General features: G+C 68.2%; 18 protein-coding genes. 15 read left to right on the top strand and 3 right to left on the bottom strand.

All coding sequences use genetic code 11. The features are described 5' to 3' along the window. The first annotated feature begins 79 nt into the window (after positions 1-79). Complete coding sequence (locus AWB89_RS06400; protein ID WP_085172284.1) at positions 80-808, top strand: TetR/AcrR family transcriptional regulator; 729 nt, start codon at positions 80-82, stop codon at positions 806-808. Positions 809-908: 100 nt separating this feature from the next. On the opposite strand, the gene AWB89_RS06395 is transcribed toward AWB89_RS06400, so the two are convergent. Beyond that, on the bottom strand, positions 909-1,271 hold the full coding sequence (locus AWB89_RS06395) for a PAS domain S-box protein (protein WP_085099845.1): 363 nt from the start codon (positions 1,269-1,271) through the stop codon (positions 909-911). Between the two features lie 141 nt (positions 1,272-1,412). Beyond that, the gene (gene metG, locus AWB89_RS06390) at positions 1,413-2,969 is read right to left on the bottom strand and encodes a methionine--tRNA ligase (protein WP_085172282.1); all 1,557 of its coding nucleotides are present in this window, start codon (positions 2,967-2,969) and stop codon (positions 1,413-1,415) included. Positions 2,970-2,987: 18 nt separating this feature from the next. On the opposite strand from metG, the gene AWB89_RS06385 reads away from it, so the two are divergent. The 5 genes from AWB89_RS06385 (at position 2,988) to AWB89_RS06360 (ending at position 8,899) form a co-directional block, all read left to right on the top strand. Continuing rightward, a complete protein-coding gene (locus AWB89_RS06385) occupies positions 2,988-3,839 on the top strand; it encodes a TatD family hydrolase (RefSeq protein ID WP_085172280.1) in 852 nt (283 codons plus the stop codon). A 175-nt stretch (positions 3,840-4,014) separates the two neighbouring features. Continuing rightward, positions 4,015-5,142 (top strand): resuscitation-promoting factor, encoded by a 1,128-nt coding sequence (locus AWB89_RS06380; RefSeq protein WP_085099233.1) that lies wholly within the window; start codon positions 4,015-4,017, stop codon positions 5,140-5,142. Then, complete coding sequence (gene rsmA / locus AWB89_RS06375; RefSeq protein WP_085099236.1) at positions 5,106-6,020, top strand: 16S rRNA (adenine(1518)-N(6)/adenine(1519)-N(6))-dimethyltransferase RsmA; 915 nt, start codon at positions 5,106-5,108, stop codon at positions 6,018-6,020. The genes AWB89_RS06380 and rsmA overlap by 37 nt, the downstream gene beginning before the upstream one ends. Before the next feature lie 31 nt (positions 6,021-6,051). Beyond that, positions 6,052-7,008 (top strand): 4-(cytidine 5'-diphospho)-2-C-methyl-D-erythritol kinase, encoded by a 957-nt coding sequence (locus AWB89_RS06370; RefSeq protein WP_193791138.1) that lies wholly within the window; start codon positions 6,052-6,054, stop codon positions 7,006-7,008. Positions 7,009-7,264: 256 nt separating this feature from the next. Further along, on the top strand, positions 7,265-8,899 hold the full coding sequence (locus AWB89_RS06360; RefSeq protein WP_085172407.1) for a fatty acyl-AMP ligase: 1,635 nt from the start codon (positions 7,265-7,267) through the stop codon (positions 8,897-8,899). Between the two features lie 121 nt (positions 8,900-9,020). Here AWB89_RS06360 and AWB89_RS06355 read toward each other — a convergent pair whose 3' ends face one another. After that, complete coding sequence (locus AWB89_RS06355) at positions 9,021-9,620, bottom strand: TetR/AcrR family transcriptional regulator (protein ID WP_085099239.1); 600 nt, start codon at positions 9,618-9,620, stop codon at positions 9,021-9,023. A gap of 140 nt (positions 9,621-9,760) precedes the next feature. On the opposite strand from AWB89_RS06355, the gene AWB89_RS06350 reads away from it, so the two are divergent. From AWB89_RS06350 to AWB89_RS06310, 9 genes are all read left to right on the top strand, one after another. Next, on the top strand, positions 9,761-11,326 hold the full coding sequence (locus tag AWB89_RS06350) for a phytoene desaturase family protein (protein WP_085172278.1): 1,566 nt from the start codon (positions 9,761-9,763) through the stop codon (positions 11,324-11,326). Beyond that, positions 11,323-11,652: a ferredoxin gene (gene fdxA / locus AWB89_RS06345; protein WP_085172276.1), complete on the top strand. Its 330-nt coding sequence runs from the start codon at positions 11,323-11,325 to the stop codon at positions 11,650-11,652. Before AWB89_RS06350 ends, fdxA begins: the two co-directional genes overlap by 4 nt. Then, entirely contained in the window at positions 11,649-12,551 is a 903-nt protein-coding gene (locus AWB89_RS06340; RefSeq protein WP_085172274.1) for an SDR family NAD(P)-dependent oxidoreductase, read from the top strand. The genes fdxA and AWB89_RS06340 overlap by 4 nt, the downstream gene beginning before the upstream one ends. Before the next feature lie 203 nt (positions 12,552-12,754). Further along, positions 12,755-13,948 (top strand): MCE family protein, encoded by a 1,194-nt coding sequence (locus AWB89_RS06335; RefSeq protein WP_085172272.1) that lies wholly within the window; start codon positions 12,755-12,757, stop codon positions 13,946-13,948. Then, positions 13,945-14,979, top strand: a complete 1,035-nt coding sequence (locus AWB89_RS06330) for an MCE family protein (RefSeq protein ID WP_085172270.1) — start codon at positions 13,945-13,947, stop codon at positions 14,977-14,979. Before AWB89_RS06335 ends, AWB89_RS06330 begins: the two co-directional genes overlap by 4 nt. Continuing rightward, entirely contained in the window at positions 14,972-16,054 is a 1,083-nt protein-coding gene (locus AWB89_RS06325; protein ID WP_085172268.1) for an MCE family protein, read from the top strand. The genes AWB89_RS06330 and AWB89_RS06325 overlap by 8 nt, the downstream gene beginning before the upstream one ends. Then, positions 16,054-17,457 (top strand): MCE family protein, encoded by a 1,404-nt coding sequence (locus AWB89_RS06320; RefSeq protein ID WP_085172266.1) that lies wholly within the window; start codon positions 16,054-16,056, stop codon positions 17,455-17,457. Before AWB89_RS06325 ends, AWB89_RS06320 begins: the two co-directional genes overlap by 1 nt. Next, positions 17,454-18,692 (top strand): MCE family protein, encoded by a 1,239-nt coding sequence (locus tag AWB89_RS06315; protein ID WP_085172264.1) that lies wholly within the window; start codon positions 17,454-17,456, stop codon positions 18,690-18,692. Before AWB89_RS06320 ends, AWB89_RS06315 begins: the two co-directional genes overlap by 4 nt. Beyond that, positions 18,692-20,209 (top strand): MlaD family protein, encoded by a 1,518-nt coding sequence (locus AWB89_RS06310; RefSeq protein WP_085172262.1) that lies wholly within the window; start codon positions 18,692-18,694, stop codon positions 20,207-20,209. The genes AWB89_RS06315 and AWB89_RS06310 overlap by 1 nt, the downstream gene beginning before the upstream one ends. The last annotated feature ends 8 nt before the right edge of the window (positions 20,210-20,217 follow it).

The following is a 20,217-nucleotide window of genomic DNA, read 5'->3' as shown; positions in this document are numbered from 1 at the left end:
CGCTTCGGCCGGAAGATTCGTGAACACGTCGAGATCCGGAATCTAGGCCCATCGACCGAATTCCGGAGGTGCAGACGCGATGGCGCGACAGGTTCGATCGGAAGCCACCCGGCGAAAGATCCTCGATGCCGCAATAGACGTTTTCGGTGAGGTCGGGTACGCCGCGGCGGGCTGGAACACGATCATCGAGCGGACGGGCATGACCAAGGGTGCCCTGTATCACCACTTCGATTCGAAGGAGTCGTTGGCGTCCGCCATCATCGAAGAAGGTTCGGAGACAATACTTGTCGCGTTCCGTAACGTGTGCGGCTCGTCCTCGCCGGCGCTCGAGAACATGATCCACGGCACGTTCACAATCGCGAACGTGCTCACGACCGACAAAACGGCCCGCGCCGCCGAGCAATTGACGGCGGCCCTGAGCGGATTCAACGAAGCCGCGACGCGCTTCTGCGCGGATCTGGTTGAGCTGATGGCAACTCAGGCCCGCAGGGCCGCCGCCGAAGGCGACGTGCGTGAGGAGCTGGACGCCGCGACGGTCAGCGAGTCGCTCGTCGGCGCCATCTTCGGTACGCGTTTGCTGGGCAACGCGATCGCGGCCAAGGGCATCGAGCGCAACGAAGAAGCCGGCGCCGTCGCCGACCGCCTCGCCGGCCCGCCGAGCCAAATCTGGGAGCTCATGCTGGCCGGCATCGTCACCGACGCGTCGCTGCCTTACTTCCGCGAGTTTCTTTCGCGCGAGGCGCTCCGCCATGCCCGGCCCGCCGCACCCGCGGCCGCGGACGCCACGGCGGTTCCGGAGGTCAGCTGAGCGCGACGCGGCCGACCGCCCGATGAGAAGGTCGGCGCGAAAGGCCATACTGCAGGTATCTAATTGCGCCCCAGTGATTCCTATTGGTTTATCGGGGGCGCTAGCGCTCTTCTTCCCATAATTGCTCGGTCAGATCCTGGAAAGCCGCGAGCACGAACTGATCGTCGGCGCGCAGCAGCGCCGACTTGCTCATCAGGGCGCGCACCATCGAGCCGTCCTTGTGCGCCAATTTGACGACCATGTTCGCGAGGGCGTGGACCACCGATAGCAACGACCCCGACTCGGGCGCCTCGTGAAATATCTCTTGAAACCGCAGCTCCAAGACTTCTTCGGGCTCGAACCCCAGCATCTCGGCGAACGCGGTGTTGGTGAACAGGATGCCGCCGTCGTTCCCGATCGCGAGCACGGGGACCGGAATCCTTTCCAGGACGACCAGCGCAGGCAACTGCTTCAAGGTAGTCAGCGGCTCGCTCGTTTGCGGGTTTCGTCGTCGCTCCACAGCCCGATTATGGCCTATGACCGGAGGTCGTTTGGGCGCTTTTATCCGGGGCGGCGCGATATTCATCGAATAGACCTGTCGGACAACTCAATAACCGCTCGTGGCTCAGCCGATTTCGGTCGGCGGCGGCTGATAACGCGGGAACACGCCCGTCGGCGCCGGCAGCACGGTGCCCGGGCTAAGCCGCGCGCCGATCGCGCTGAACGCGCGCCGGTCCTCGGCCTGACCGAGCAGGTCCAGCAGCCTGCCGGCCGACTCGGGCATGACGGGCTGAACCAGCAGCGCCGCGATGCGCACCGCCTCGCAGGTGGTGTACAGCACGGCGCGAAACCTCGCCTGATCGGCGTCGGACTCGCTCTTGCGCAGCACCCACGGCTGCTGGGCGGAGAAGTACTTGTTCGCCTCCCCGAGCATCAGCCAGATCGCCTCGAGCGCCAGATGCATTGCCTGCGCGTCGAAGTGGGCGCGCACCCGCTCCAGCAAGCCGTCCGCGGTGGCCAACAGTTCGCTGTCATCGGCGTTCAACTCGCCAGGGTCGGGCACCACCCCGCCCAGATTCTTGGCCACCATGGACAGCGACCGCTGGGCCAGGTTGCCGAGCTCGTTGGCGAGGTCGGTGTTGATGCGGGTGACGATCGCCTCTTCGCTGTAGCTGCCGTCCTGGCCGAACGGGACCTCGCGCAGCAGGAAATAGCGCACCTGATCCACCCCGAAGGTGTCGACCAGCTCCTCCGGCGCGACGATGTTGCCCACCGACTTGCTCATCTTCTCGCCCCGGTTGAGCAGGAACCCGTGCGCGAAAACCCGCCTCGGCAGCTCGATTCCGGCCGACATCAAGAACGCCGGCCAGTAGACGGCATGGAACCGGATGATGTCCTTGCCGATCATGTGCAGGTCGGCGGGCCAGTAGCGGCGGAACAACTCGGAGTCGGTGTCCGGGAATCCCGCCCCGGTCAGGTAGTTGGTCAGCGCGTCGACCCAGACGTACATGACGTGGTCGGGATGTTCGGGGACCTTCACACCCCAGTCGAACGACGTCCGCGAGATCGACAGGTCGCGCAGGCCGCCGGAGACGAAGCTGACCACCTCGTTGCGCCGCACCTCGGGGGCGATGAAGTCGGGGTTCGCCTCGTAGTGGGCCAGTAGCTTGTCGGCGTACGCCGAGAGCCGAAAGAAGTAGGTCTGTTCCTCGGTCCAGGTGACCGGGGTCCCAGTTTCGACGGCGATCCGGGTCCCGTCCCGAACCTCGGTCTCGGACTCGACGAAGAAGCGCTCGTCGCGGACCGAATACCAGCCCTCGTAGGTGTCCAGGTAGATGTCGCCGGCGGCGGCCATCCGCCGCCAGATCTCCTTGGACGCCTCGTGGTGGTCGGCGTCGGTGGTGCGGATGAACCGGTCGAAGGAGACGTTGAGCCGCTCCTGCAGCCGCTGGAACACGTCGGAGTTGCGGCGCGCCAGGTCGGCGGTGGGCAGCCCTTCGGCCGCGGCGGCCTGGGCGACCTTCAGGCCGTGCTCGTCGGTTCCGGTCAGGAAGCGCACGTCGAAACCGTCGAGCCGCTTGAACCGCGCGACGGCGTCGGTGGCGATGTACTCGTACGCGTGCCCCAGGTGCGGCGCGGCGTTGGGGTACGTGATCGCGGTGGTGACGTAGTACGGCTTCATCGGAACTCACCCTATTGTGTGGCGGTGAGCTCCAACCGCTCTGGTAAACGCGAGGCGCCGCCGGCGCCCGAACCGTTGGCGCCCCTGATCGACGCGCACACCCATCTCGACGCGTGCGGGGCCGGCGACGCCGCCGGGGTGCGGGCCATCGTGGACCGCGCCGCGGCCGTCGGCGTGCAGGCCGTGGTCACCATCGCCGACGACCTGGACTCGGCGCGCTGGGTGACGCGCGCCGCCGAGTGGGATCCCCGCGTCTACGCCGCCGTGGCGCTGCACCCGACCCGCGCGAACGCGCTGGACGACGCCGCCCGCGCCGAGATCGAGCGACTGGTCGCCCTGCCCGGGGTGGTCGCCGTCGGCGAAACCGGGATGGACCTGTATTGGCCCGGGCGCCTGGACGGCTGCGCGGAGCCCGAAGCGCAGCGGGAGGCCTTCGCCTGGCACATCGACCTGGCCAAGCGGTGCGGGAAACCGCTGATGATCCACAACCGGGAGGCCGACGACGCGGTCCTCGACGTGCTGGCGGCCGAGGGCGCGCCCGACGTCGTGATCTTTCACTGTTTTTCCTCGGACGCCGCGATGGCCCGCCGCTGCGTGGACGCCGGGTGGTTGCTGAGCCTGTCCGGGACCGTGAGTTTCCGCAACGCCCGCGCCCTGCGCGAGGCGGTGCCGCTGATACCGCTGGAGCAGCTTTTGGTGGAAACGGACGCGCCATTTTTGACGCCGCACCCCTATCGGGGCGCAGTTAACGAGCCGTACTGCCTTCCCTATACTGTGCGGGCGATCGCTGAACTGCTGGAGCGCCGCCCGGAGGAATTGGCGGAAATCACCACCAGCAATGCTCGGCGGGTCTACGGGCTGGCCTCGTGACCGGCGCATCGGTGGGTGATTTGCCTAACAACGTCGCGCCGGAGTTGCCCAACATTGGCCGGTTCGTTACCGTCTTGTGATCGTACGGACGGGGCCCTGTGGCCCCGCTGTCGTTTGTAGTCATTTTTCATGCTGAGTGGTTCGTGACTGGTTGCTGAGGTCGGGGTAACGCGCGTTGACTGTATTGACAAAACTTCATCACAATTCATCGCCCACGTTGCGCCTCCTGGTCGGAGCGCTGCTGCTCGTGCTGGGGTTCGCCGGTGGGCTCGCGGTTTCCGCGTCCAAGACGGTCACGCTGACCGTGGACGGAATCGCCATGCGGGTGACGACGATGAAGTCGCGAGTGATCGACATCGTCCGGGAGAACGGCTACAACGTCGACGACCGCGACGACCTTTACCCCGCCGGCGACGTGCAGGTCCACGACGCCGCCAACATCGTGTTGCGGCGTAGCCGGCCGCTGCAGATCTCGCTCGACGGCCACGACGCCAAGCAGGTGTGGACGACGGCGTCGACCGTCGACGAGGCGCTGGCCCAGCTCGCGATGACCGACACCGCCCCGGCCGCGGCCTCCCGCGGTAGCCGCGTGCCGCTGGCCGGGATGACGTTGCCGGTCGTGAGCGCCAAGACGGTCCAGATCAACGACGGCGGCGCGGTGCGCACCGTGCACCTGCCGGCGCCCAACGTCGCGGGGCTGTTGAACGCCGCCGGCGCGCCGCTGCTGGAGAGCGACCAGGTGACGCCCGGGGCCGCGTCCCCGATCGTCGACGGGATGCAGATCCAGGTCACCCGCAACCGCATCCAGCGGGTGACCGAGCGGGTTCCGCTGCAGCCGCCCGCGCGCCGGATCGAGGACCCCGGGATGAACGTCAGCCGCCAGGTCGTCGAAGACCCGGGCAGCCCGGGCACGCAGGACGTGACGTTCGCGGTCGCCACCGTCAACGGTGTCGAGACCGGCCGGTTGCCCGTGGCCAACACGGTGATCACGCCGGCCCGTGAGGCCGTGGTGCGGGTGGGCACCAAGCCGGGCACCGACGTGCCCCCGGTGAGCAACGGATCCATCTGGGACGCCATCGCGGGCTGCGAGGCCGGCGGAAACTGGGCGATCAACACCGGCAACGGGTATTACGGGGGTGTGCAGTTCGACCAGGGCACCTGGGAGCGCAACGGCGGCCTGCGCTTTGCGCCGCGCGCTGACCTCGCCACCCGCGAGGAGCAGATCGCTGTTGCCGAGGTGACCCGGGAGCGGCAGGGCTGGGGCGCCTGGCCGGTGTGCAGCGGAAGAGCTGGTGCGAGCTGACCATCCGGCTCCTCGGGCGCACCGAGATCAGGCGGCTGGCCAAAGAACTGGAATTTCGGCCACGGAAGGCTCTGGGGCAGAACTTCGTCCATGACGCCAACACCGTGCGGCGGATCGTGTCGACGTCCGGCATCGGCCGGTCCGACCACGTCCTCGAGGTCGGGCCCGGCCTCGGTTCGCTCACCCTGGCGCTGCTGGACCGGGGCGCCACCGTCAGCGCCGTGGAAATCGACCCGGTGCTGGCCGGCCGGCTGCCGCAGACCGTCGCCGAGCATTCGCACAGCGAGGCCCATCGGCTGACGGTGTACAACCGCGACGTGCTGACCCTGCGCCGCGACGAGCTGTCCGCCGAACCCACCGCCCTGGTCGCGAACCTGCCGTACAACGTCGCCGTCCCCGCGTTGCTGCACCTGCTCGCCGAATTCCCGTCTATTCGCGTCGTCACGGTGATGGTGCAGGCGGAGGTCGCCGAGCGGCTGGCCGCCGAGCCCGGCGGTAAGGACTACGGCGTGCCCAGCGTGAAGGTCCGGTTCTTCGGGCGCGTCCGTCGCTGCGGCATGGTGTCGCCGACCGTCTTCTGGCCGATTCCCCGCGTCTATTCCGGGCTGGTTCGCATCGACCGGTACGAGACGTCGCCGTGGCCGACCGACGAGGCCTTCCGCCGGCAGGTGTTCGAGCTGGTGGACATCGCGTTCGCCCAGCGGCGCAAGACGTCTCGCAACGCGTTCGCCGCGTGGGCGGGCTCGGGCAACGAATCGGCGAATCGGCTGCTGGCCGCCAGCATCGATCCGGCGCGCCGCGGTGAGACGCTGGCCATCGACGACTTCGTGCGGCTATTGCGCCGCTCGGCCGTTTCGGGGCACGCTTCGGCGAGCTGACCGCGATAGTCTGCTGCCGTGGCTGACGGGGCTGATCGTGTCTGACGGCAACACCGCCGCGCAGTGGGTGCCCACCGGGTCGGTCACCGTCCGCGTGCCGGGAAAGGTCAACCTGTATCTGGCGGTGGACGATCGCCGCGAGGACGGCTACCACGAGCTGACCACGGTGTTCCAGGCCGTTTCGCTGCTCGACGAGGTGACCGTCCGCAACGCCGACGTGCTGTCCCTCGAGCTCGTCGGCGAGGGCGCCGGCACGGTGCCCACCGACGAACGCAACCTCGCCTGGCAGGCGGCCGAGCTGATGGCCGACCACGTCGGGCGGGCGCCTGACGTCTCGATCATGATCGACAAGTCCATTCCGGTGGCCGGCGGCATGGCGGGGGGCAGCGCGGACGCGGCCGCGGTGCTGGTCGCGATGAACTCGCTGTGGGAGCTCAACGTGCCGCGCCGGGACCTGCACCAGCTGGCCGCGCGGCTGGGCAGCGACGTGCCGTTCGCCTTGCACGGCGGCACCGCGCTGGGCACCGGCCGCGGCGAGGAGCTGGCCACCGTGCTGTCCCGCAACAGCTTCCACTGGGTGCTGGCGTTCGCCGACGGCGAGCTGCTCACCCGCGACGTCTTCACCGAGCTGGACCGGCTCCGCGAGGGAGGGGATCCGCCGCGGCTCGACGAGCCCGGGCCGGTGCTGGCGGCCCTCGCCGCCGGTGACCCCGAGCAACTGGCACCGCTGCTGGGCAACGAGATGCAGGCGGCCGCGGTAAGCCTCAACCCGGCGCTGCGCAAGGCGCTGCGGGCCGGGGTGGAGGCCGGGGCCCTGGCGGGCATCGTGTCCGGCTCGGGTCCGACGTGCGCCTTCCTGTGCACATCGGCGGGCGAGGCCGTCGACGTCGGCACCCGGTTGTCGGGCGAGGGCGTCTGTCGCACCGTCCGGGTCGCCAGCGGTCCGGTGCCGGGCGCCCGCGTCGTGCCCACACCCACTGAAGTGTGAAATCGCGCTCACCGCGCGCCACAGTTTGGCAGTTACTTAAGAGGAGTTTAAGATGGCTCCCGGTGACGAGCAGCGCTAAGCACGACCACTCGATTCCTTTGTCCGCCGGGCATCCCGGCGGACTCGTCGGCTCATCACCGCTTCGAGACCTAACCGCCGCTCAACTGTGCTCGCGCGCCTGCTACCGGGCGGGGGCCGGCAGGCGGAATATAAGAATCCGGGCCTTGGGGAAATCGCCGGAACCGAGGAGGTTTTTGTGAGCAGGTTTACCGAGAAGATGTTCCGCAATGCCCGCACGGCGACGACGGGCATGGTCACCGGTGAACCGCACGCGCCCGTCCGGCACACCTGGGGCGAGGTTCACGAGCGCGCCCGTCGCATCGCCGGCGGCCTGGCCGCCGCGGGCATCGGCCTCGGCGACGCCGTCGGCGTGCTGGCCGGCTTCCCGGTGGAGATCGCCCCGACGGCGCAGGGGCTGTGGATGCGCGGCGCCAGCCTGACCATGCTGCACCAGCCCACGCCGCGCACCGACCTGGCCGTGTGGGCCGAGGACACCATGACCGTCATCGGCATGATCGAGGCCAAGGCCGTCGTCGTCTCGGAGCCCTTCACGGTGGCCATCCCCGTGCTCGAGGAGAAGGGCATCAAGGTCCTCACCGTCGCCGACCTGCTGGCGTCGGAGCCGATCGACCCCGTCGAGGTCGGCGAGGACGACCTGGCGCTGATGCAGCTGACGTCCGGGTCGACCGGTTCGCCCAAGGCCGTCCAGATCACCCACCGCAACATCTACTCCAACGCCGAGGCGATGTTCATCGGCGCGGAGTACGACGTCGACCGCGACGTCATGGTCAGCTGGCTGCCCTGCTTCCACGACATGGGCATGGTCGGCTTCCTGACCATCCCGATGTACTTCGGCGCCGAGCTGGTCAAGGTCACCCCGATGGACTTCCTGCGCGACACGCTGCTGTGGGCCAAGCTCATCGACAAGTACAAGGGCACCATGACCGCGGCGCCCAACTTTGCCTACGCGCTGCTGGCCAAGCGGCTGCGCCGCAACGCCAAGCCCGGCGACTTCGACCTGTCGACCCTGCGGTTCGCGCTGTCCGGCGCCGAGCCCGTCGAGCCCGCCGACGTCGAGGACCTGCTGGACGCGGGCAAGCCGTTCGGCCTGAGGCCCTCGGCGATCCTGCCGGCCTACGGCATGGCCGAGACGACGCTGGCCGTGTCGTTCTCGAAGTGCAACTCGGGCCTGGTGGTCGACGAGGTGGACGCCGACCTGCTGGCCGCGTTGCGCCGCGCCGTGCCCGCCACCAAGGGCAACACCCGCCGGCTGGCCACCCTGGGCCCGCTGCTCAAGGACCTCGAGGCGCGCATCGTCGACGAGAACGGCAACGTGATGCCCGCGCGCGGCGTCGGCGTCATCGAGCTGCGCGGTGAGTCGCTGACGCCGGGCTACCTGACCATGGGCGGTTTCATCCCGGCCCAGGACGAGCACGGCTGGTACGACACCGGCGACCTCGGCTACCTGACCGAGGAGGGCCACGTCGTGGTCTGCGGCCGCGTCAAGGACGTCATCATCATGGCGGGCCGCAACATCTACCCGACCGACATCGAGCGCGCCGCCGGCCGCGTCGAGGGGGTCCGGCCCGGCTGCGCCGTCGCGGTGCGCCTGGACGCCGGCCACTCGCGCGAGACGTTCGCCGTCGCGGTCGAGTCCAACGCGTGGCAGGACCCGGTCGAGGTGCGCCGCATCGAGCACCAGGTCGCCCACGAAGTCGTGGCCGAGGTCGACGTGCGGCCGCGCAACGTCGTGGTGCTGGGCCCCGGCACCATCCCGAAGACCCCGTCGGGCAAGCTGCGCCGCTCCACGTCGGTCAGCCTGGTCAGCTAGGCGATCGCGAGCGCGGCGGAGCCGGGCGCTGCGGGTCGCCGCCGTCGGATTCAGCGGCGATCGCGAGCGCGGCGGAGCCGGGCGCTGCGGGTCGCCGCCATCGCTTTCAGCGGGTCAACGGTCACGCCAGCGGGGCCAGCCCCGTCCGCACCAGGTCCAGGCAGGTGGCGGAGATCGCGCCCAGATCGTCGACACAGCCGTTGCGCCCCCACGTCTCGACCCCGATGACCATGGCCGCCGCCAGCGTGGAGCCGGCCACGGCGGCGACGAGGTCGATGTTGTCCACATCGGGGTAACGCTGCCTGACGAAGTCGGTGATGACCGCGGCGAACGACGACTGGACCACCCGCAGGTGGCTGGCGATCTGCTCCCCGGTGATCAGTTCGGCGCGGGCGAGCGCCGCCTGCCGGACCAGTTCCATGTCGTGCGGATAGCTGGCCATGCTGGCCAGCACCGCCTCGAACACCGACTCGGAGCGCGGCCGTTGCGCGAGGGCCTCCGCCAGCCACTCCACCTGGGTGTCGTAGTCCTGGAACAGCACGGCCTCCTTGGTGGGGAAGTGCCGGAAAAACGTGCGCTCGGTGACGCCGGCTTCCTGCGCGAGCTGCTGCACCGTGACGTTGCCGAAGCCCTCGCTGGCAAACCGCTTCAAGGCCACCTGCCGCAGCGCCTCATGGGTCCTGCTGTGGCGAAGCTTGTGCAGGTTTGTCCGCTCGCTCATACCTCGCATCCCATCACATCCGTTGGCTTGTCAGTGCCGACATCTTTCAATTGGGTCAGTACTGACATATATTAGGGGCGCCCCGCGATGGGCGCCTGGCCAGGTCGCCTCGAAGGCCACTCGGAGAAGGAGCATGAGCGATGACGGATTATGACGCGATCGTGGTCGGGGCCGGCCACAACGGCTTGACCGCGGCGGCGGTCCTGCAGCGCGGCGGCATGCGCACGCTGTGCTTGGAGGCCAACACCTACAGCGGCGGCATGGCGGCCACGGTCGAGCTGATCGACGGATTCCGTTACGAGATCGCGGGTTCCGTGCAGTTCCCCACCGCCCCGGCCATCACCAAAGAGCTGGGGCTGGACACCCTGCCCACCGTCGACGCCGAGGTCCAGTCGGTCAATCTCGGCGACGACGGCGAAGAACCCATGATCTTCTACCGCGATCCGATGCAGCTGATGACCCACCTCGCCGAGAAGCTCGGCACCGAAGCCGTCACGGGCATGGCCGAGATGATCGGCTGGAGCCAGGGCCCGGCGAAGGCGCTCGGCCGCTTCGAGGTGCGTACGCCGCCCAAGACGCTCGACGAGATGTATGCCTGCGCCGCAAACGAATCCGAGCGCCGCGCCATCCACGAGGTGCTGTTCGGCACGGCGATGGATCCCATCGACCGCTTCCTTCCCGACATGGACAAGCACGCGGTGCTGCGCGGCATGCTCGCCTTCCTCGCCATCAACTCCACCTACCGCGGGCCCTACACCCCGGGCAGCGCAACGTGTTTGGCGTTCGCGCTCGCGGTCCCGAACGAGGGCACCGCGATGATGACGAAGCTCGAGGGTGGGATCGGGGCGCTCGGCCAGCACCTGCACGAGCTGTTCGTCTCCCACGGCGGCGAGATCAGGTATCGCGCCAAGGTCGAGAAGATCCTCGTCGAAAACGATCGCGTGACCGGCGTGCGTCTCAAGGACGGCTCCGAGATCAGCGCCCCGGTCGTCGTGTCCAACCTGTCGCCAGACCTGACCATGATGGATCTGGTCGGCGTGGACCACTTGAGCGCTGACCTGGTCGCCCGGCTCAGCGGGCGCGACCACCGGGCGCCTTTCGTCCAGATCCACTTCGCCCTCGACGGCCTGCCGGAATTCGCCCCGCCGTACGACTTCCTCAACGAGCCCGGCATGCAGTCGTCCATCGGCATCTTCGGTTCACCCGAAGAACAGCAACGCCAATGGGAGGAGTGCAAGCGGGGCATCATTCCCGACAATCCGTCGATGGGCATGCAGATCCCGTCCGTGCACGATCCCAGCATGGCGCCCCCGGGCAAGCACGCGGCGAGCGCGTTCGCCTATGCGTTCCCGGTCGAAACCCCCCGCGAACTCCACGGCCAGCTCAAGAACATCATGGCGGAGAAGGTCATCGACAAGATCACCCGCTACGCGCCCAACTTTCGCGACATCCAGATCCGGCACATCACGTTCGCCCCGTATCACATGCAGACGATGTTCGCCGCCCCCGCCGGCGACTTCTGCCACGGCATGCTGCACCCGGACCTGATGGGGCCCAACCGGCCCGGGCCCAAGGGCTTCATCGACATGCCCATCGGCATCGAGGGGCTGTACTTGGGCGGCGCGGGATGCCATGGGGGACCGGGGATCACGTTCACGCCCGGGTACAACGCCGCCCACCAGGCGCTGGAGGACGTCTCGCGATGACCTACGTGATCGCCGAGCCGTGCGTCGATCTCAAAGACAAGGCATGCATCGAGGAATGCCCGGTCGACTGCATCTACGAGGGCGCCCGGATGCTCTACATCCAGCCCGACGAGTGCGTCGACTGCGGTGCCTGCGAGCCGGTCTGCCCGGTCGAGGCCATCTACTACGAGGACGACCTGCCCGACCAGTTCAGCGGTTACACGCAGCTCAACGCCGACTTCTTCGGACAGCTCGGTTCGCCCGGTGGCGCGGCCAAAGTCGGTGTGTCCGAACACGATCCGTCGGCGATCAGGAAGCTGCAGCCGATGGGAGGGCAGGGCCGATGACGCGACCCCTCGACGGAGCGGTGGCCCTGGTGACCGGCGCGAGCCAGGGCATCGGGCAGGGCATCGCGATCGAGCTCGGCCGGCAGGGCGCCACCGTGTGGCTCACCGCCCGCACCGCCGCCGGGCTCGAGCAGACCGCCGGGCAGATCGCGGAGCTCGGCGGCGTCGCCGTGGCCCGGCCGTGCGATCACGCCGACGACGCCCAGGTGGTGGCCGTGTTCGACGCATTGCGCCGCGAGGCGGGCCGCCTCGACCTGGTGGTCAACGTCGCGTCGCCCGACTTCACATCCATGGTGGGACAGCCGTTTTGGACGCTGCCGTTCCAGGCGATCACCGACAGCCTCGCCGTGGGGCCCCGGGCGAACTTCGTGACCTCCGCCCTCGCCGCCCCGATCATGATCGAGCAGGGGGGCGGGCTGATCGTCAACATCTCGTCGCACGGCTGCGAGGACTACATACTGTCCGCTCCCTACGGGGCGGCCAAGGCCGCCATCGAAAAGATCACGCACGACACGGCGCTCGAACTTCGAGAGCACAACGTGGCCGTGATCGGGTTGTGGCCGGGCCTGGTGCTCACCGACCGGATCCTCAGCTTCGCGACCGAGGGCCCGTCGGGGTCGCGCCAGCTGTTCGGGCTCGACCTCGACATCTGCGAGTCCCCGCGGTTCTCGGGCCGCGCCGTCGTCGCGCTGTTCACCGACCCCGACCGGATGGCCCGCACCGGACGGTCGTCCTTCGCCTCCCGCCTCGCCCGCGAGTACGGCTTCACCGACGTCGCCGGCCATCTACCCCCGGAGGTGCGGCTGCTGGTCGACCTCCTCGGTGACGGCAACGTGCCCGAGTATTGGCAGATGGTGGAGCGGTTCGGCCGCGGCTTCGCCGAACCGTCGCCGGCGTAAGCGGAGTTCGCCGGTCGAATCGGGACAAATTTGTCAGTACTGACTACTTCCAATTGAGTCAGCACTGACATATTCTGGCGTCACTCGCGGGGACCGTGGCGGGGAGCCCCGGAGCATTGTCGACAAGGAGCTCGAGCATGACTGATCAGCACGCGGTCGCCCGAGTGCGCGGTAGCGATGGCACGTAGCTTGGCGGCCGGCTGATGGCCGCGCGTGCCGTTCGTCCGCTGATGGGCGTGGTGACCATCGCGGCGGTCGCCGGGATCATCGCGCTGGCCGCGGGCTCGTTTCGGGGGGACTTCACCGACCGCGTGCCGGTGACGGTGCTGTCGCCCCGCGCCGGGCTGGTGATGAATCCGGACGCGAAAGTGAAACTGCGCGAGGTGCAGGTCGGCACGGTTTCTTCGATCGAAGAGCGGCCGAACGGCCAAGCGGCGCTTCACCTGGCGATCGATCCGTCGAAGCTGCGATTGATTCCGGCGAACGTGCTCGTCGACATCGCCTCGACGACGGTGTTCGGCGCCAAGTTCGTCCAGCTGATTCCGCCGGCCGATCCGTCCGCGCAAAAGCTGCACGCGGGCCAGGTCCTCGACGCCAAAAACGTGACGGTGGAAATCAACACGGTGTTTCAGGAGCTCACCTCGGTCCTGGCGAAGGTCGAGCCGGAAAAGCTCAACGAGACGCTGGGCGCGCTCGCCTCGGCGCTCAACGGTCGCGGCCACCAGATCGGTCAGATGCTCTCGGATCTGGACTCGTTTTTGGCCAGACTGGATCCCGGTCTGGCCAACCTCGGCCATGACATCGCGACCTCCCGAAAGGCGTTCGGCGCCTATGCCGATGGGGCGCCCGATCTGGTCGAGGTCGCCGGCAATGCGACGCGGATCGGTCAGACGATCGTGGACCAGCAGGCCAACCTCGATGCGCTGCTGATCAGCACGATCGGGCTGTCAGACATCGGAAACGACGTCGTGGGCGGCAACCGGCGCGCCCTGACCGACGTCGTCCAATTGCTCATGCCGACCACCGATCTCACCAACGAGTACCACGAGGCGTTGAACTGCGCGATCGCCGGCACGCTTCCCGTCGCGAAGAATCCGCCCCCGTCCGACCCCGGCGTCGTGGTGTCGGTCAGCTTCACGTTGGGACTCGAACGCTACCGGTACCCCGGTCACCTGCCGAAGGTCGGCGCCAAGGGCGGGCCGCATTGCGCCGACCAGCACCTGCCGGCCGTACCGCCCGAAACGGCTCCACCGTTCCTGGTCACCGACGTGGGAGCCAACCCGTGGCAGTACGGAAACCAGGGCATTCTGCTCAATTCCGACGGGCTTAAGCAATTGCTCTACGGCCCGATCGACGGGCCACCGCGCAACTCCGCTCAGATCGGACAACCCGGATGAGCGGCGGCGGGCGGGCGACGCTACTCAAGTTCGGAGTCTTTGCCGTCGTGATGGCCACGCTGACCGCGTTTCTCTTCTTCATCTTCGGCGAGTACCGCACCGGCGCGACCCACGACTACTCCGCGGTCTTCTCCGACGTCTCGCGTCTCAAGGTCGGCGACTCAGTGCGCGCGGCGGGGATCCGGGTCGGCACCGTCAACGGCGTCGAACTGCGCACGGACAAGACCGTTTTGGTGACGTTCGACGCCGACCGCGGCGTCGCCCTCACCACCGGGACCAAGGCGGCGGTGCGCTACCTCAACCTGGTCGGCGATCGCTACCTCGAGCTCGTCGACGGCCCGGGATCGACCCAGCGACTGCCGGCCGGGGCGGAGATTCCGCTCGAGCGCACCGCGCCCGCCCTCGACCTCGATCTGCTCCTCGGCGGCCTGAAACCCGTTGTCCAGGGGCTCAATCCCCAGGACGTGAACGCGCTCACCTCATCGCTGGTCCGCGTCTTCCAGGGCGAGGGCGACACCCTGGACTCCGTCTTCTCGAAGACGTCGTCGTTCTCGAATGCCATGGCCGACAACAACCGAACGGTCCAGCAACTCATCGACAACATGCACGCGGTGCTCGCCACGCTCGTCAAGGACGGCGACAAGTTCTCCGGCGCCATCGACCGGCTCGAGCGGTTGACCACCGGCCTTGCCCAGGACCGCGACACGATCGGCGCCGCGATCGAATCGCTGGACAACGGAACCGCGTCCATCGCCGATCTGCTGAGCAAGGCGCGGCCGCCGCTGGCCGGTGCCGTGCAGCAACTCGGCCGCCTGGCCCCGCTGCTGGATCAGGGCAAGGACCAACTCGACGTGGCGCTGCAAAAGGCCCCGAACAACTATCGCAAACTCGTCCGCCTCGGCGCGTATGGCAGCTTCATCCAGTTCTACATCTGCGGCATGACCGTCAGGGTCTCCGACCTGCAGGGCCGGACCGCGGTGTTCCCCTGGCTCAGGCAGGTCGGCGGGCGGTGCGGGGAACCCGATGCGTAAGTACCGCGGTGCCCACCTGATTAAGGCCGGCTTCATCGGCATCGTCCTGATCATCCTCGTGATCGCGGTGGGTTTGCAGCCGCAGCAACTGGTTTCGCTCGCGACCGACGTCCGCTACCAGGCGCTGTTTGCCGAGGTGGGCGGGCTGGAGCCAGGCAACGACGTGACGACATCGGGCATCAAGGTCGGCACGGTATCGGGCATCGAGCTGCGCGACGGCGACGCCCTGGTCACGTTCACCGTGAACGGGAAGGTCCGGCTCGGGTCGTACAGCACCGCGCACATCAGGACCGGTTCGCTGCTGGGCCGGCGGGTGCTCACCCTCGATTCGACGGGCAGCGGGGCGCTGCGCCCGTCCGACGTCATCCCGATCTCGCGCACCTCGTCGCCGTACACGCTGACGGAATCGGTCAGCGACCTCACGACCAACCTCGCGGGAACCGACACCGCCTCGCTGAACCAGTCGCTGGACACGCTATCGGCGACGATCGACCGCGTCGCACCGCAATTGGGGCCGATGTTCGACGGCCTGACCCGACTGTCTGAGTCACTCAACAGCCGCAACAAGACGCTCGGCGACGTTCTCAAGGACACCAGCACCCTCAGCGGCATCCTGTCGGAACGCAGCCAGCAGGTGAACAGCTTGATCCTCAACACCAATGACCTGCTCGACGTGCTGGCGCGGCGGCGCGAGGCGATCGTCGACCTGCTGGCGAACGTGTCGGCCGTCTCCAAGCAACTCTCCGGCCTGGTGCGCGACAACGAAAAAACCCTGACGCCGATGTTGCAGAAGCTGAACGCGGTCACGGCCGTCCTGGAGAAAAACCGCGACAACATCGCCAAAGCCCTCCCGGGCCTGGCCAAATACGAGGTCACCCAGGGCGAAGCGGTGTCCAGCGGGTTCTACTACCAATCGTTCACCCCGAACGTGATGCCGCCGCAGTTCATCCAGCCGTTCCTCGATTACGCGTACGGGTTCCGCAGGGGGAACATCCCCGGCCAGCCGCCGGACAACACCGGCCCGCGGGCGGAATTCCCGTTCCCGCGCAATGGGATTCCACCGGGACCGCACTGATGTCGCGGAACAAGCTGGTGGTGATCACGGCCATCGCGCTGAGCGCGCTGGGCGTCGGCGGCACGGTTTCCGTTGCCTACCAGGACTTCCTGCGCCCGAAGACGATCACGGCCTACTTCGCCACCGCGACCGCGATCTACCCGGGCGACCGGGTGCGGGTCTCCGGCGTCAGGGTCGGCGAGATCACGGCGATCCGCCCGGAGGGCAACCTGGTCAAGGTCACCCTGCACGTCGATCGCGATGTGCGCGTCCCGGCCGACGCCAAGGCGGTGATCGTCGCCCAGAACCTGGTCGCCGCGCGCTACATCCAGCTGGCACCGGCCTACCGCGGCGGCGGCCCGACGATGCCCGACGGGGCGGTGCTGCCCGTGGAACGGACCGCGGTACCCGTCGAATGGGATGAGGTGAAGACCCAATTGACCCGACTGGCCACGGATTTGGGACCCAGCAGCCAGGTGTCGACGCCGTCGGTCGCGCGGTTCATCGACAGCGCCGCCAACGCGCTGAGCGGCAACGGCCAAAAGCTGCGCCAGACACTGGCGGAACTGTCCGGGGTGGGCCGGATCCTGGCCAACGGCAGCGGCAACATCGTCGACATCATCAACAATCTGCAGGTCTTCGTCACGGCGCTGCGCGACAGCAACGAGCAGGTGGTTCAGTTCGAAAATCGGCTCGCCACGCTCACCAGCGTGCTCGACGACAGCAGGTCGGAGCTGGACGCCGCGCTGACCGATCTGTCGAGCGTGGTGGGCGAGGTCCAACGATTCGTGTCCGGAAGCCGCGACCAGGTTTCCGAGCAGATCCAGCGGCTGGCCAACGTCACGCAGAACCTGGTGGACCATCGCACGGACCTGGAGAACCTGTTGCATGTGGCCCCGAACGCGTTCGCCAATTTCTACAACGCCTACAACCCCGACACCGGTGACACCATCGGATCGATTGTGCTCAACAACTTCTCGAATCCGTTGCAGTTCATCTGCGGTCAAATCGGGGCGCTGGAAAACGCCACCTCGACCGAGACCGGCAAGCTGTGCGCCCAATATCTCGGTCCGGCACTGCGGGCGATCAACTTCAACTACCCCCCGTTCCCGATGAGCATGGTCCTGATGAAGTCGGCGAACCCCGACAACATCGTCTATTCCGAGCCGCGCCTGGCGCCGGGCGGCGAAGGACCCGGGGCCCCGCCGCCCGAGCTGCCGCCCGCGGTCTCGGCTTACACGGGCCTGCCGGGCGACACCCCGCCGGCGGCGCCGCCGCCACCGCCACTGGGACGCATCCCCGGGGCGGCGCAACCCGAGCCGCCACCGACGACGGCGACCGGCACCGCGGCGCAAGACCTCCCGGCGCGCGATCCCGCGAACGTGCCCGACATGCTGCTGCCGGTGGGAGGGGCCCAGCCATGAGCCGATTTCCCCAACCCCGCCGCGCGCTCGCCCTCGGCGCCGTCGTGCTGTCGACCGCGACCGGTTGCGCGTTCCAGGGCTTGAACTCGCTGCCGCTGCCCGGCGCGGTGGGCCGAGGGCCGGGTGCGGCCATTTACCACGTCGAGCTGGCCAATGTGAGCACGCTAGAGGCGAATTCGCCGGTGCTGCTCAACGACGTGGCCGTCGGCAGCATCAATCGCCTCACCTTTCGCGACTGGCACGCCGACGTCGAGATCTCGGTGCAACCCTCCGTCGTGGTGCCCGCCAACGCGGTGGCCCGCGTCGGGCAGACCAGCTTGTTGGGGTCGATGCATCTCGAGCTGAACCCACCCCCCGGCGAGGCTGCCACCGGCCGGCTGCAACCGGGGTCCACCATCCCGCTCAACAGGTCCGCGACCTACCCGTCCACCGAGCAGACGCTGTCGTCGCTGTCGGTGGTGGTCAACGCCGGAGGACTGGGACAGATCGGCGACATCATCCACAACTTCGGCGCCGCCATGGCCGGCCACGAGGACCAGATCCGCGACCTGCTGACCCGGCTCGACGCCTTCGTCGGCACGCTGGACATGCAGCGCGACAACCTGATTGGCTTCGTCCAGGAGCTGAACCGCCTCACCGACACGTTCGCCGGGCAACGCGACGTGATCACTGCCGCGCTGCACAAGATACCGCCGGCGCTGGACGTGCTGATCCGGGAACGCCCGCGCATCACGACGGCGCTGGACAAGCTGCGGGTCTTCAGCGACACCGCGACCGGCCTCGTCAACGAAACGCGAGACGACCTGGTGCACAACCTGAACAACCTGGAGCCGACGATCAAGGCGCTCGCCGATATCGGCCCCGACCTGGATACCGCGCTGGCGTGGGCGACGACCTTCCCGTACGGCCAGAATCTGATCGACCGGGGCGTCCGCGGCGACTACATGAACATGTTCCTGGTCGCCGACCTGACGCTGCCGCGGGTCAAGCGGACACTGCTGCTCGGCACCCGCTGGGGTCAGGTGGGCGCGAAACTGGTTCCGGCACCGGGCGAACCGGAATACCTCAACTTCACCTACGACCCGCTCGAGGCGGGTGCTCCGCCGCCCCCGCCGCAGAGCCCTCCGACGCCCGTGGCGCCGCCCGCGCGCGGGACGGAGCCCGGCCCGACGCCGCCCACCCCGGTCGTCCCGCTGCCCACCGACTTCCCGCCACAAGATCAGGCCGGTCGCTGATGCTGACCCGCCTCGTCAAGATCCAACTGGCCATCTTCACCGTCGTATCGATCCTCGGCGTCGTTTCCATGGCCCTCGTCTACATCCAGGCGCCGACCCTGCTGGGCATCGACCACATCACCGTGCGGCTCGAATTGCCCTCCGGCGGCGGGATATACCGGTTCGCCAACGTGACGTATCGCGGCGTGCAGGTGGGCAAGGTGACCGCGGTCGACCTGGCACCCGACCGGGTCCAGGCGACGCTGTCGCTTGACACGTCGGTGCGGATCCCCGCCGATCTGCAGGCCGAGGTCCGCAGCGTCTCGGCGGTGGGCGAGCAGTATGTGGACCTGCGGCCGCGGAACAACGCCGGCCCCTACCTCCACGACGGCTCGGTCATACCCGCCGAGCGCACCACGATTCCGCAGGCGGTCGGGCCGATGCTGGACCGGGTCAGCGCGCTGATCAACAGCATCCCCAAAGAGAAGATGAGCGCGTTGCTCGACGAGTCGTTCAAGGGGCTCAACGGGGCGGGCTTCGACCTCGGCTCGCTGCTCGACTCGTCGGCCCAATTCACCCGGGACGTGGCGCCCGTCTCCGACCGCACCCGGACGCTCATCGATGACGCTGTGCCGCTGCTGGATTCGCAGGCCGACACCACGTCGGCGATCCGAACCTGGGCGCACAGCCTGGCGGGGGTGACGCACACCCTGGCGGCCGACGATCCGCAGCTGCACACGCTGCTGAAGACCGGGCCGGGCGCCGTCAATGAGGTCTCGCGCCTGCTCGACCAGATAAAGCCCACGCTGCCAGTGCTATTGGCGAACCTCACCACGGTGGGCCAGATCCTGGTGACGTACAACCCGTCGGTCCAGCAGCTGCTGGTGCTGCTGCCACCGGTGATCGCGTCGCTGCAGGCGTCGGGTTTGTCGAAGAACAACCCGACCGGGATGGCGCTGGGTGAGTTCGCGATCAGCATCGGCGATCCGCCGCCGTGCACGGTCGGGTTCCTGCCGCCCTCGTCGTGGCGTTCCCCCGCCGACACCACCACCGTCGACACGCCGGACGGGTTGTACTGCAAGCTGCCCCAGGACTCCCCGATCGCGGTCCGCGGCGCCCGCAACTATCCCTGCATGGGCAAACCCGGGAAACGCGCGCCGACCGTACAGATCTGCGACAGCGACAAGCCCTACCAACCGCTGGCCATGCGCCAGCATGCGCTCGGCCCCTACCCGCTGGATCCAAATCTGATCTCACAAGGCATCCCGCCCGATGACCGGGCCACGTTCGGCGATCACACGTACGGCCCGGTGGACGGGACCCCGCTGCCGCCGGGCGCCGCGCCGTCGGGAACGCCCCCCGACGCCGCGCCGAGTTCACTGACGACCGAAGGGCCGGCGGCCAATCCGCCTGTCGCCGTTGCCAGATACGACCCGCGAACCGGCAAGTACATGGCGGCCGGCGGCCAATTGTTCCAGCAGTCCAACCTGGTCGCCGCCGCGGCGCCGAAGTCGTGGCAGGACATGCTGCCGAGGTAGGGCGTTCC

It is taken from the genome of Mycobacterium paraense, from assembly GCF_002101815.1.
GTDB lineage: Bacteria > Actinomycetota > Actinomycetes > Mycobacteriales > Mycobacteriaceae > Mycobacterium > Mycobacterium paraense.
Note: the sequence above shows the minus strand (reverse complement) of the source record. Positions and strands in the feature narration are given on the sequence as shown.

What these genes read in the sequence shown, in the direction of transcription:
- AWB89_RS06320 (WP_085172266.1), top strand. Translation starts at nt 16,054, where the DNA reads ATGTCGCGGAACAAGCTGGTGGTGATCACGGCCATCGCGCTGAGCGCG.
- AWB89_RS06400 (WP_085172284.1), top strand. Translation starts at nt 80, where the DNA reads ATGGCGCGACAGGTTCGATCGGAAGCCACCCGGCGAAAGATCCTCGAT.
- AWB89_RS06325 (WP_085172268.1), top strand. Translation starts at nt 14,972, where the DNA reads ATGCGTAAGTACCGCGGTGCCCACCTGATTAAGGCCGGCTTCATCGGC.
- AWB89_RS06335 (WP_085172272.1), top strand. Translation starts at nt 12,755, where the DNA reads ATGGCCGCGCGTGCCGTTCGTCCGCTGATGGGCGTGGTGACCATCGCG.
- AWB89_RS06330 (WP_085172270.1), top strand. Translation starts at nt 13,945, where the DNA reads ATGAGCGGCGGCGGGCGGGCGACGCTACTCAAGTTCGGAGTCTTTGCC.
- metG (WP_085172282.1), bottom strand. Translation starts at nt 2,969, where the DNA reads ATGAAGCCGTACTACGTCACCACCGCGATCACGTACCCCAACGCCGCG.
- AWB89_RS06310 (WP_085172262.1), top strand. Translation starts at nt 18,692, where the DNA reads ATGCTGACCCGCCTCGTCAAGATCCAACTGGCCATCTTCACCGTCGTA.
- AWB89_RS06315 (WP_085172264.1), top strand. Translation starts at nt 17,454, where the DNA reads ATGAGCCGATTTCCCCAACCCCGCCGCGCGCTCGCCCTCGGCGCCGTC.
- AWB89_RS06350 (WP_085172278.1), top strand. Translation starts at nt 9,761, where the DNA reads ATGACGGATTATGACGCGATCGTGGTCGGGGCCGGCCACAACGGCTTG.
- fdxA (WP_085172276.1), top strand. Translation starts at nt 11,323, where the DNA reads ATGACCTACGTGATCGCCGAGCCGTGCGTCGATCTCAAAGACAAGGCA.
- AWB89_RS06355 (WP_085099239.1), bottom strand. Translation starts at nt 9,620, where the DNA reads ATGAGCGAGCGGACAAACCTGCACAAGCTTCGCCACAGCAGGACCCAT.
- AWB89_RS06340 (WP_085172274.1), top strand. Translation starts at nt 11,649, where the DNA reads ATGACGCGACCCCTCGACGGAGCGGTGGCCCTGGTGACCGGCGCGAGC.